The 12432-nt window shown below is 53.2% G+C and carries 12 protein-coding genes; 3 read left to right on the top strand and 9 right to left on the bottom strand.

Annotated features, from left to right (window positions below):
- Nucleotides 1–106: 106 nt before the first annotated feature.
- On the top strand, nt 107–328 hold the full coding sequence (yodD, locus tag ACMYSP_RS21560; RefSeq protein WP_434587234.1) for a YodD family peroxide/acid resistance protein: 222 nt from the start codon (nt 107–109) through the stop codon (nt 326–328).
- Between the two features lie 268 nt (nt 329–596).
- Here the strand turns inward: yodD and dgcQ are convergent, their stop codons facing one another.
- The 3 genes from dgcQ to ACMYSP_RS21545 form a co-directional block, all read right to left on the bottom strand.
- The gene (dgcQ, locus tag ACMYSP_RS21555) at nt 597–2300 is read right to left on the bottom strand and encodes a cellulose biosynthesis regulator diguanylate cyclase DgcQ (protein WP_434584073.1); all 1704 of its coding nucleotides are present in this window, start codon (nt 2298–2300) and stop codon (nt 597–599) included.
- A gap of 109 nt (nt 2301–2409) precedes the next feature.
- Nucleotides 2410–2589, bottom strand: a complete 180-nt coding sequence (locus ACMYSP_RS21550; RefSeq protein WP_123754954.1) for a YodC family protein — start codon at nt 2587–2589, stop codon at nt 2410–2412.
- Between the two features lie 110 nt (nt 2590–2699).
- A complete protein-coding gene (locus ACMYSP_RS21545) occupies nt 2700–3611 on the bottom strand; it encodes a DUF808 domain-containing protein (RefSeq protein ID WP_434584072.1) in 912 nt (303 codons plus the stop codon).
- A gap of 243 nt (nt 3612–3854) precedes the next feature.
- On the opposite strand from ACMYSP_RS21545, the gene yedA reads away from it, so the two are divergent.
- Complete coding sequence (gene yedA, locus ACMYSP_RS21540) at nt 3855–4766, top strand: drug/metabolite exporter YedA (protein ID WP_434584071.1); 912 nt, start codon at nt 3855–3857, stop codon at nt 4764–4766.
- Here yedA and ACMYSP_RS21535 read toward each other — a convergent pair.
- The 4 genes from ACMYSP_RS21535 to drpB form a co-directional block, all read right to left on the bottom strand.
- Nucleotides 4741–5238 (bottom strand): very short patch repair endonuclease, encoded by a 498-nt coding sequence (locus ACMYSP_RS21535; protein ID WP_434584070.1) that lies wholly within the window; start codon nt 5236–5238, stop codon nt 4741–4743. The two genes, yedA and ACMYSP_RS21535, sit on opposite strands and share 26 nt — an antisense overlap.
- Nucleotides 5216–6562 (bottom strand): DNA cytosine methyltransferase, encoded by a 1347-nt coding sequence (locus ACMYSP_RS21530; RefSeq protein WP_434587233.1) that lies wholly within the window; start codon nt 6560–6562, stop codon nt 5216–5218. Before ACMYSP_RS21530 ends, ACMYSP_RS21535 begins: the two co-directional genes overlap by 23 nt.
- A 143-nt stretch (nt 6563–6705) precedes the next feature.
- On the bottom strand, nt 6706–7401 hold the full coding sequence (locus ACMYSP_RS21525) for a phosphohydrolase (protein ID WP_434584069.1): 696 nt from the start codon (nt 7399–7401) through the stop codon (nt 6706–6708).
- Nucleotides 7402–7443: 42 nt separating this feature from the next.
- The gene (gene drpB / locus ACMYSP_RS21520) at nt 7444–7725 is read right to left on the bottom strand and encodes a cell division protein DrpB (protein ID WP_434587231.1); all 282 of its coding nucleotides are present in this window, start codon (nt 7723–7725) and stop codon (nt 7444–7446) included.
- Between the two features lie 593 nt (nt 7726–8318).
- Here drpB and ACMYSP_RS21515 point away from each other — a divergent pair.
- Nucleotides 8319–9389, top strand: a complete 1071-nt coding sequence (locus ACMYSP_RS21515) for a porin (RefSeq protein ID WP_434584068.1) — start codon at nt 8319–8321, stop codon at nt 9387–9389.
- A gap of 101 nt (nt 9390–9490) precedes the next feature.
- Here ACMYSP_RS21515 and ACMYSP_RS21510 read toward each other — a convergent pair whose 3' ends face one another.
- Together ACMYSP_RS21510 and ACMYSP_RS21505 are read right to left on the bottom strand one after the other, a co-directional pair.
- Nucleotides 9491–10951 carry an aldehyde dehydrogenase family protein gene (locus ACMYSP_RS21510; protein WP_434584067.1) on the bottom strand — a complete coding sequence of 487 codons (1461 nt, stop codon included), beginning with the start codon at nt 10949–10951 and terminating at the stop codon, nt 9491–9493.
- Nucleotides 10948–12426 carry a purine-cytosine permease family protein gene (locus tag ACMYSP_RS21505; protein ID WP_434584066.1) on the bottom strand — a complete coding sequence of 493 codons (1479 nt, stop codon included), beginning with the start codon at nt 12424–12426 and terminating at the stop codon, nt 10948–10950. The genes ACMYSP_RS21510 and ACMYSP_RS21505 overlap by 4 nt, the downstream gene beginning before the upstream one ends.
- Nucleotides 12427–12432 lie beyond the last annotated feature (6 nt).

Genomic DNA, 12432 nt, shown 5'->3' with positions numbered 1-12432 from the left:
TTTATCCGCGACTCAACCCCTTCAGGCTTTCACGCCTCACCCAGCACAGCAGGATTTTATGCCTATACTTAAACAGGCAAGATCACAGCCATGCGAGGTAACCATGATGAAAACCGCCAAAGATAATGAGTATGCAGGGAGTAGTGGGGTAAATATTGATGCCCTGCTGGCGGCGATTAATGAAATCAGCGAGAGTGAAGTACAGCGTACGCGGGACGATCCTTATCATGTCAGCATTAACGGTCGTAGCGATCACACCTGGCGCGAACTAGCGGAAGCATTTGAGCTCGATATTCATGACTTTAGCATCACTGAAGCCAACCGCTAGGCACAGGTGAAAAAAATCCCGACTCGCAGGAGTCGGGATGAAACTTGCTAATGCAAGAAGCACTTGAAATTCGTTACACCGGGATATCCGTTGCGTGGGAAACATTATCCTCAATTATTTTGCATGACAAGCCCTATTCATGAGGAAAATTATTGAGCACTGACATCACCTTGTCATCTTTTGCTGTAAGGGCTGATGGCATAAGGCTTTGGCGGCATGATACTGCCTTCACTCCCAACCTCCCGGCGAAATTTTTTTAAGAATAACCTTAAATTGATCCGCCTGCCCCACCGTCCTCACCATTATGGTCGGCAAAACAAACCTGATTGCGCCCATTTTGCTTCGCCAGGTACAATCGATTGTCAGCCACTGACTGCAGGGTTTCAAAATTGTACACCCCTGTTTCTTCACTGCTACTGACTCCCAGCGACGCGCTGATCCTCAGGCTGGTATCGTTGCACAACAGAATTTCGCGGCTGTATATGCGCAGGCGGATGCGCTCAGCGACGGCCCTCGCGACCTGCGACGTGGTCCCCGGCATAACGATACAGAACTCCTCGCCACCGACACGCCCGGCCAGATCGCCTTCGCGGATGTTGCCTGCAATGGTGCTGGCCACCAGCGACAATACACGGTCACCAGCCTGATGCCCGTGCAGATCGTTCACCTTCTTGAAGAAATCGAGATCGAGTTGGATGACCGAAATGGCCTGTTTCGACTGTTCGCACATTTTCGCCGCAGCGATCGCCCGGTCAAACAAGGCGCCACGGTTTAACAACCGGGTTAGCGCGTCATGCCAGGCCTGCCACTCCAGTGATTTCTGCAGCACGCTCATATTGCGCACCATCCGCAGGATCACCAGCCAGGAGATGATGAGCATCAACGTGAAAAGCAGCCACATCAGCGTCAACGCAATGGTGATGGTACCGAAATCGCCGCGAACCCCTTCCTGCAGGGTATGAATGCGTAACAGCACACCATCGAAATTGTTGAGCTTTTGCCAACTGATATAGCGTGTTAATAACCGGATGCCGCCCCGGTTATCATGCAAAAAAGCATAGCTCAGCATCGCCTGCTCACGCGGTGAGAGCTGCGCCAGCACATTTCCTTCATCCGAGGACGCAATCAGGTTCATCCTGCCGTCATACAGCTGGTACTCCCCTTCCTGACCGCCTTGGATCGCTCTGACGAGGAACGCTTTCATTTCGCGTACGGAGAAGTCCATCGACAGCACGCCGAGCCAGTCGTGCTCAAAATCAAGGGGAATGGAGGCAGTCACAACCGGATCGTCGGTTTGGGTGTCCTCACCCAGCGCCGTTTGCCAGACAACACCGCGGCCGGGGTTATTGCGCAGCGATTGCCGGGTGAACCACGGGGCAACGATCGCCTTGCTATACAATGCCTGCGCCTGTGCCAGGTTTTTAGGGAGTTCGGTAGTAGTGAAAAAACCACTGCGAGAGATATAGAGCATGCGATCTTTAAAGCCGTGATTGGTGTTGGCCAGGCGTAGTAGATATCCTAGCTCCAGCACGGCCATCATCTCATTGCCGGTCTGAGTATCGTTGCGGGATAAGGTACTTTCACTTTCGACAAAGGCGTCTGAAACACCATAGATTGGCAACGTACGGCGGTTATGCAACGCCACAGACCAGATAGGCAGATGCCGTTTAGTCATATACTCTTGCTCAGCGTTGCGCAAAATTTCAAAATCTAACGGCGTTTCCAGTGCCGATTGCATACCGTTGCGAAAGAAAACGATCCGATCGATGTTGAACTGCAGCAGGCTGTCCATTTCGTGGCTGACATTTTCGAGATTATTGCGCTGATTAGTGACGTAGGCCCCTTCCAGCACCATCACTTCACGCCAGATCAACAGCGTAGAGAAGAACAACACGACGACAAAACAATAGTTGACTACCTGTCCCGGGTTCGAAACGCGGAGAAGTTTGCTTACCCACAGCGGTTTATCCATCGTTCTCTCGCAGTACAATCAAGGACAGCAACGTCATCAACGCTCCTTGTCAGTTGCTTCAGGAATAAAACAGTAAAACGCCCGACCTATGCCGGGCGCTATGTGCGGTTCAGGTTACGTGATGCTGCCTGCCTTCCCCGCGCACTAACTCATCTTCACGGAATGCCTCGCGCTTTACGCCATAGCCGTCATACCAACGACACTCGACCATTCCATTGGCGAAGCCCGTCACCACCATCCGTGGCCCTCCGTTCTTTCGCCGCACTTCATCACTGACCAATAATACCATTTTTTAGTCCGTCATCTGGGAGAAACAGTTTCACCATAGACGACGCTGGGCATTTTTGCATAATCGCCAGCTGATATTACTGCGATCTGTTTTGTAACGGTGTCCTGCTGTTATTGCGATGCGCTACGCAGCCCGGCGATCATCTTCACGCCAGCCAGTACCACCCCACCGACGATAAAGCCGAGTACCAGGTTGATCCCCGTCGGCAACAGCGAAGCGATAATTCCGGGCTGGCCATGCGACAACTGCTCGATTGCATGATGCAGCGGCGCAATGCCATGCACAATAATCCCGCCGCCGACCAGAAACATCGCCAGCGTGCCGACGACGGAGAGCAACTTCATCAGTCGCGGAGCAACCGCCAGCAGGCCTTTACCGACCCATTGCGCCGCCGCGCTGCTTTTTTCCACCAGCCAGTAACCCATATCGTCCAGCTTCACGATAACGCCCACCAGGCCATACACGCCTACGGTCACCAGAATGGCAATCCCTGACAGAATCAAAATCTGGTTTAACAACGGTGCATCAGCCACAATCCCAAGCGTAATCGCCACAATTTCCGCGGACAGAATAAAATCGGTGCGTATCGCCCCTTTTACTTTATCGCGTTCAAATGCCTGCGGATCCTGATCAGCCAAAGCCTCCAGACGTTGCTGGCGGGCCTGCGGGTCTTCTTTGTGTTTACGTGACTGCAGGCTGTGCAGCACTTTTTCGACCCCTTCGTAGCACAGGAATGCGCCGCCCAACATCAGCAACGGCGTGATCGCCCACGGAATAAAAGCGCTGATCAATAGTGCCAGCGGCACCAGAATGACTTTGTTAAGGAACGAACCTTTTGCCACTCCCCAGACAACGGGTAATTCGCGGTTGGCGCGAACACCACTCACCTGCTGAGCGTTGAGGGAAAGATCGTCGCCCAGCACCCCGGCGGTTTTCTTCGCCGCGAGTTTTCCCATCACCGAGATATCGTCAAGCAAGGTGGCAATATCATCCAACAGCGTTAAAAGACTACTTCCTGCCAAAATTACATTCCTTCATTTATTGATGGTAAACAACTTCATCCCTTTGGCCATCACTCAATCTCCAGCCGCCACGATGAGATGCCCTGTCAGCATAGAGTATGAGTGAAAAGTGCTTTTTCGCCCAGAGGGCAAAATAGTCAATATAAATTTAACAACTTACCTACAATTAAACTTCTCGCCAGCACGATAGTTTTCACGTTTACTATATGCCTCCTTTCTTTCTCAGTACCGCCGTGAGGACGTATGTCTACCCGCCAGCTTCTGCCGCTCATCGGGGCGCTGTTCGCGCTTTATATTATTTGGGGTTCCACCTACTTTGCCATTGCTATCGGTGTTGCCAGTTGGCCTCCGCTGATGATGGCCAGCATTCGTTTTCTCTCTGCCGGTGCGGTGCTGCTCGCCTACCTGCTGGTAACGGGACATAAGCTCCCCCGGCTCAAACCGTTGCTCAATGCCGCAGCGATCGGCATTCTGCTGCTCGCTGTTGGCAATGGTTTTGTGACCCTGGCTGAACATCAGCACGTACCTTCAGGTATCGCCGCGGTGATGGTCGCGACCGTGCCGCTTTTCACCCTCTGCTTTAGCCATTTTTTTGGTATCGCCACCCGCAAGATTGAATGGCTGGGGATCGCGATCGGTCTGGCAGGGATTATTCTGCTTAATAGCGGCGGCAATCTGAGCGGCAACCCTTGGGGCGCCCTGCTGATCCTGATTGGTTCAATGAGCTGGGCGTTCGGTTCCGTTTACGGATCACGCATTGAGTTGCCGACGGGTATGATGGCTGGTGCCATTGAAATGCTTGCCGCCGGACTGGTGCTGGCGGTCGCCTCATGGCTGTCAGGTGAAACCCTGACTCAAATGCCGTCATGGTCCGGTATCCTGGCCGTGGCCTATCTGGCAATTTTTGGCTCGCTTATCGCCATCAATGCCTACATGTATTTAATTCGCAACGTCACCCCCGCCGTGGCCACCAGTTACGCTTACGTTAATCCGGTAGTGGCGGTCCTGCTGGGAACCGGTTTTGCGGGGGAAAACCTGTCGCCGGTCGAGTGGCTGGCGCTGGGGATCATTATTTTTGCCGTGGTGCTGGTAACGTTGGGGAAATATCTGTTACCCGCCAGACGTGAAGTCACGCCTTGTGAGGCGCCAAAGTAGGCCCCTGTCCGGTAATGCCGTGAGTATCGATCTGCGCGTGACAACCGCCACCGCAGATCCACTCTTCAAGGCGTTCAATCAACGCTTCATTGCTCAGCTTACCGCGCCCGCGCAATGCGCACTCCCACACGATCAGCACCCGCCACCCTTGCGCCTGTAAAAGAGCCATGTCGCGCCGATCCCGCGTGACGTTCTTGCCAATTTTATCCAGCCAGAACTCAGTACGCGTTGCCGGTACTTTAAACAGATAGCAATTATGATGGTGCCAGAAACAGCCGTGGGTAAAAATCACGCAGCGATACGCTTCGACAACAAAATCCGGCCGGCCTGGCAACGCGGCATCCTGCACGGTAAAGGCAAACCCGGCCTGCGAGAGTAGCGCCGCAAGCCGCTTTTCGATCGCCGTATCGCGCTGACCGATGGCACGCATATTTTTGCTGCGTGTGGCTTTATCGTGGACGTCCAGCGTCATTTTCCTCAGCTTTGCGCAGCGCGACGGCCTGGGCAATGCGCGGCGCCAGCAGTTTCGCCACGGCGGCAAACACCGGCACCACCACCGAGTTACCAAACTGGCGATAGGCCTGGGTATCGGAAACAGGAATACGGAAGCGATACCCTTGAGGTGTTTCAAACCCCATTAAGCGCGCGCACTCCCGCGGGGTTAAACGCCGGGGGCGACGCTGCTGGTTTTGCGGATCATCGAAGTGCTTTTCACCCAGCGGACGGTCCCAGCCACGATCGATCAGGATCTCGGCGCCATCCTTGTAGTAACGGGCAGACAGCGTCCGCGCCACGCTGTGTGGATTCTGCGGATCAACTAACCCGTAACCAAACCCATTCCCCAGCGCCTGATGCTTGCGCGCATAGTTATAGAGGTACTTCCAGAGCACCGGCGTCAGGATAAATTTAGCATCGACCGTCGGCTCCAGCAGCTCGCCAAAGGTCGGGCGTGCGGAAGGATACAGCGAGGCGATATCGCGAAGGGTGAACCCCTCATGCAGCTGCAGGTCACGGCGAAAACCGACCAGTACAATACGCTCGCGATGCTGAGGTAAGAAATGGCGGCCATCAATCACTTTCGGATCGTCCGGGCCGCTGTGTCCGGCATCGGAGACAACATAACCCAACTCATCAAGGGTCTGCATGATAATGCGGAAGGTCCGCCCTTGATCATGGCTTTTCAGATTTTTGACGTTCTCGAGGACAAAAATCGGCGGTTTGCGGGCAGCAATGATCCTGACAACATCAAAAAACAGTGTCCCCTGAGTTTCGCAGGCAAATCCGTGGGCCCGACCGAGAGCATTTTTTTTCGAGACTCCGGCCAGAGAAAAGGGCTGGCAGGGAAAACCTGCCAGTAAGACATCGTGTTGCGGAATAACGTCGCGAATGTGCTGCGCGGCGTCATCGTCACTGACATCCAGCCGGTTGCTCAACGTGATATCGCGAATATCGTCATTGAAACGATGCTGCTGCGGATCGCAATACCAGTTGGCTTTGTAGGTCCGTACCGCATGTTTATTCCACTCGCTGGTGAAAACACACTGTCCGCGAATGGACTCAAAACCGCTACGGATGCCGCCAATACCGGCAAAGAGGTCGACGAAACGGAAGGCATAGTCAGGATGGTGGGCCGGCGGTGACGGCAGCAGCGTCGACAGATGCGCGTACTCTTTCGCGGTTATCCGACTGGCCGCTCGCTCAACCGTCGCAACGCGTTTTAATATTGCCGGGCTCCAGTGCCTGTCGCCGACGGCCAGCAGTTGCGCCACCAGCGTTTTGACATCATAGACAGCCATCAGCCGGCGTAACAGCGCCTGCGCGGCCTGAGCGGAATGTTCGAGAGGCACAGCGAGGCTCTCTTCCTTAGATAAATTTTGCGGCATAACCTCAACCAACCCGGACATTTTTGCAGAGATTACCACAAATAGCGTGGCCAGTTTCAGGCCTGTGGGTCAAAGCGCCTTAAAACCGCCTCATCCATCGACAACGGGTCCCCCTGAAGCTCGGCGCTGAGTTTAGCCATAAACTGCACGAGAAAACGCGCGTTGTGTCGCGCCATCTCTTTCCCTTTCTCTGTTTGCATGGTTTCAGGCAGACGCAGCAGCTTGCACTGAAAGTGGTCCAGGGCATATTTTTTGTCATTCAGTTCACGTCTGTCCGCGAAGGGATCATCGGCATCAAACAAGATGTTATTTAATGCCCCGGAAACGGCGAAGACACGGGCCAGCCCAATGGCGCCTAAGGCCTCCAGGCGGTCAGCATCCTGGACAATTTTGGCCTCTTCACTACGCGTAGGGATCGCGGCGCTGAAACTGTGCGCTTCAATGGCATGGTACACGGCAGCATAGCGTTCCCTCGGAAAGTCAGGAAACGACGACTGGAGAATCTCCAGCGTTTTTTCTGCCGCCATCACCGACGAACGGCTACGCTCGGGGTGGTTTTTCGCCAGACTGATAATGTCATGGAAATAACAGGCGGTCAGAATAACAAGATGGTCAACCTGGCGTGCTTCGGCCAGTCGTTGCGCGGTTCCCCAGACACGCCGGAAGTGCGAAATATCGTGGGCGGAGTCGCCCTGCGAATGGTGTCCGGTTAGCCAGTTTTCAAATCGTTGCTGCCAGTCAAGCAATGCCATGCGTATTCCTCAGAGAAAAGGTCTGCGCTGAGCATAGCAACTTTATTCACGATATTCATAGGTCCTGGCGCCAGGTCGGGTATACCAGGCGATAGCTCCCAGGACGGCCCCAACGAGACCGAGAACGAGGAATCCAAGCAAAGCTCCGATCCACTTACCGGTAGTTGATCCCAAATCACCATCAATCACCGTACCGGGCGAACTTTGGATCCTGCCGACAACCCACCAGTAACGCAGCATCGCCCAGATGAAATAACCGCAAAAGGCATAAAAAACCCACAGTGCAAGCTTCCCACCAGGGCCCCGTTTCGCTTTCCCTTCCATTACCCGTTCTCCTTTTACTGAATGTGAAGACGAAACATCAGCGCACGCCAAAAAGGTGACGAGCGTCACATTATACTGTGAAAAAGGTGATGAAACAGCATCTTCTGAGACCAGAAAGCCCCTTTTCTCGAGGGATGAGCGGCAATACGTCGCCTGGTTGTGAAGGGATACAGACGACACCGCAATATCATGGGCTGTGAAAAACAGGCAGCAGGAAGTGTACATATTATTTCCACTCCACGCTTAACGCTGAGGCAGGAAATATTTCACATATGAATTCACATTTCGCCCGCCAAATAAACAACAGCAATATCTCACACCAAAATAATAGTCAAAGTGAATTTAATCAACACAACACGACACCCATAAATTCAACCATAAGCCAATGTTATAAAACCAATAATCATCAAAAATAGTTAAATCAAAACCCATACATTAAAAATATAAACATTCAAAATGTAACACTTTGCAATATTTGAAATAGATTACTTGCATTTTAAATTTAAATTAAAATGAACCTTATCGATAGTATTAAATTGCTTTTGAATGACATTCAATTATTTACGTTAATGATAATACAAAGGGAATTTATAATGAAAAGAAAAGCTCTGGCCATTCTGGTACCCGCTTTAATCATCGCTGGCACCGTTAACGCAGCGGAAATTTATAATAAAAACGGAAATAAACTGGATTTTTACGGAAAAATGGTGGGTGAACACATTATCACCAATACCGATGACGATGATAGTGACCATAATTCTGAGGACACGTCTTACGCGCGTTTTGGCGTAAAAGGTGAAACACAGATCAACAGCGAACTGACCGGCTATGGTCAGTTCGAGTATAACATCAAAGCCAATAGGCAAGAAGGCGACCAGGGAACCGCAACCCGCCTGGCCTTCGCAGGACTTAAATATGCCGACTACGGCTCATTTGATTATGGCCGCAACTATGGCCTGATTTACGATGCCTTAGGTTATACCGACATGTTAGTTGAATGGGGTGGCGATGGAGTGGTTCATACTGACAACTTTATGACCAGCCGTACTGTCGGTGTCGCAACCTACCGTAACAGCGACTTTTTCGGCCTGGTTGATGGCCTGAATTTCGGCTTGCAGTATCAAGGAAAAAATAACAATAACAGCACATTAAAGTCTAACGGCGACGGCTATAGCCTGTCTGTGGACTACAGTATCGACGGATTCGGCTTTGCTGCCGCTTACGGCAACTCAGACCGTACTCACGAACAGTCTGCGGATCGTAAAGGCGAATCGGCAGAAATCTGGAGCATCGCGGCGAAATATGACGCCAACAGCCTCTATGCCGCGGTGATGTATGCTGAATCCCATAATATGACCCCGATGGCAAATGGTATCGTCACCAACGAAGCGCAGGGTATTGAAGCCGTTGTTCAGTATCAGTTCGATTTCGGTCTGCGCCCTTCTCTTGGTTATGTTTACACCAGAGGTAAGGACCTTGGGAATAACAATGGCCATAATGCCGATATGAAGAACTATGTTGAACTGGGTACCTGGTACTACTTCAACAAAAACTTCAACGTCTACACTGCTTACAAATTTAACCTGCTTGACGAAAGAGACCACTATTACACTGGCGCCGCCACTGACGATCAGTTTGCTGTAGGTATCGTCTACCAGTTCTGATGCTGCAACAACCTCTGCTTTAAGCCCGCGCATGCGCGGGCTTTTTCGTCGCGTGACCTCTTCCCTATCCACCCTATCACCGGAAGCTTTGCAAGCAGTCGCTACCGCCCCGTGCTCACGTCCTCGACGATATGCTTTACGGACTGGTATGACGATAATCCCCACGGCCCGAGTTCCCGGCCAATACCGCTGCCTTTGGTCCCCCCCCACGACGTTTCGACAAAAACAGCCTGCACGGAATTAATCCAGACGTGCCCCACATCCAGCTGACGGGCGACGCGCCGGGCGCGAACGGTATCGCCACTGACGACGGTGGCCACTAACCCATAGTCAGAATCGTTAGCCAGTCGGATAGCTTCGGCCTCATCGCTGAAGCGGTGAGCGCAGAGCACCGGGCCAAATATCTCTTCCCGCCAGAGCCTGCTGGTTAAGGGAACGTCGGCATAAAAAGTCGGTGCAACAAACCATCCTTCACGGGATAGCGGCTCCCCTCCGGCCAGACAGGCGAGTTGCTCATCGCGGGCCGCAGCGAAATATGACTGCACTTTACGCCATTGTGCTTCGCTGGTCAGCGGCCCCATCTCCACCGTGTCGTACCCGGGATCGCCAACGACTAAAGCCTGCATGGCTGCCGCTAACCGCATATACAGGACCTCAGCAATACCGTCCTGCACCAGCAAACGCGAGGTCGCAGAGCACATTTGCCCGGCATTCCATGTGATACCAGCCATAATCCACTCGACGGCCCGCTCCACATCGCAGTCATCGAAGACAATGATGGGTGATTTGCCGCCGAGTTCCAGTGTCACCGGCAGGCACCTTGCCGCCGCAGCGGTCATCACATGGCTGCCGGTCGCGGTACTCCCGGTAAAGGAGAGCTTATCGATACCGTCATGCTGGCTCAACCGACTCCCGCACTCCGCCTCTCCACTAAGAATATTAAGTACCCCTGGCGGCAAGCCGAGGCTCTCGGCAATCGTGCCGTATTCCAGTTCGGCAAGCGGCGTAATTTCCGAGGTTTTGAGGACTACGGTGCAACCGGCAGCCAACGCCGGTGCGATTTTCCAGGCACTGGTCACCAGCGGGAAATTCCACGGCACAATCAGTGCGACCACCCCGATAGCCTCATATCTTATCTGCGCTGTAAAACCAGGTGCCGGTAAAGCGACCTCCATTCCCTGTCGCTCATCCAGACCATCGGCGAGATCCGCGTAATATGAAAATGTCGCGATCGCATCATTAAGGTCGACTTCCACCTCATGGCGCGGTTTTCCATTATTGCGGATCTGTATCGCCAGTAGCGCATCGCGCCGCAATTCCAGCTGCTGAGCAAAGCCCCGCAACATGCTGGCCCGCCCCGCCGATGGTGTATCACGCCAGCCGGGAAAGGCCGCCCGCGCAGCAGAAACTGCAGCATCAATATCTGCCGCTGCAGCCATGGATACAGTGGCAAAATGCTGAGCCGTCGCTGGTTCGAAAACCTTTCTGAGATTGCCTCTGCCCTGAACCCACTGACCGTTGATATAAACCGGCCGGATCGGCATTACCATTTCTTCGCTCACTGAACACCGCCTTGTGCCTGCACCCTGTGCGTAGAGGTCGATACGCCGTTATGGACGGTTGGCTCAGGAAAAGCACGTAACAACATGAGGTAGAGTAATGCCGCCATGCCAAGCGTCACCGGCAGGCTGACGTCAATGCCGTCGACCAGATTACCGAGCGGGCCGACAAACTGTCCCGGCATATTCACCAGGCATAATCCAACGATCGCGCTGGGGATCCAGGCACCCAGTCCCCGCCAGTTCCAGCCATGATGGAACCAATAGCGCCCGCCTTTCTGGCCGCGTGAAAACACGTGCAGATCGTCGCTATGGTAGACTCCACGGCACTTGATCATGCCGAGAATCATAATGATCATCCACGGTGACGTGCACGTCACAATCAGCACGGCAAAAGTCGATACGCTTTGCACCAGATTGAAAGCGAACCGGCCAATAAAAATAAAGGCAATGGCGATAAGCCCGATCAGTAGCGTTGCCTGCGCGCGGCTGAGCAAGCGCGGGAAGATACTCGACATATCCAGGCCAGTGCCATATAGCGCCGTGGTACCGGTAGACAATCCGCCGATGATAGCAATCACGCAAACCGGCAGGAAAAACCAGCCCGGCGTTACCGCCAGCAGTCCACCCACATAATTATTGTTGGCGATGTACTGTGGCGCATGAATGGCAACAATCGTCGCGGTACACAGGCCAAAGATGAACGGGATCAAGGTCGCGATTTGCGCTGCAAATACCGACAGCATAATGCGCAGCCGGGAGGTCTCTTTCGGAATGTAGCGCGACCAGTCACCGAGGAAAGCCCCAAAAGAAATCGGGTTGCTCATGGTTAACAGCGTTGACCCAATAAAGGCCCCCCAGAAGCCAGGCTGGCCCAGTTGCAGACTGCCGCTGTAGCCCGAGTCAAAGACGCCGTAAAAGGCGATAACGCCCAGCAGGAACATGAGGCTGGACGCAAAAACGGCGATTTTGTTTATCCACAGCATAAAGCGGAAACCATAGATACAAACAATCAACACCAATACGGCGAACAACCCGTAAGCCATACCTAAAGTGACATCGTTTTCCGCCATACCGAGCAGATGATGGGTCCCGCCGATCAGAGCGTCGCCTGAGCTCCATACCGAGAGAGAAAAAAAAGCAACGGCTGTCAGGAGAGATAAAAATGAGCCGATAATCCGCCCGTGGACGCCAAAATGCGCGCCGGATGAGACCGAATTATTGGTACCATTGATGGTTCCAAACACCCCCATCGGCGCCAGGATGAGCCCGCCAATGACGACACCCGCGACGATCGCCAACAAACCCGCCTGGAAAGAGAGGCCAAAGAGGACCGGGAAACTCCCCAGTACAGCAGTAGCAAAGGTATTCGCCCCACCAAACGTCAGGCGGAAAAGATCCAGCGGCGTCGCATCACGTCGCGCATCCGGAATTTGCTCAATGCCAAACATTTCAATCTTGCTTGTAGATTCTGACATGATGAC

Origin of the sequence: Klebsiella sp. R390 (assembly GCF_051131745.1) — a bacterium.
Classification (GTDB): domain Bacteria; phylum Pseudomonadota; class Gammaproteobacteria; order Enterobacterales; family Enterobacteriaceae; genus Klebsiella.
This window is presented reverse-complemented; position numbering and strand designations above follow the sequence as displayed.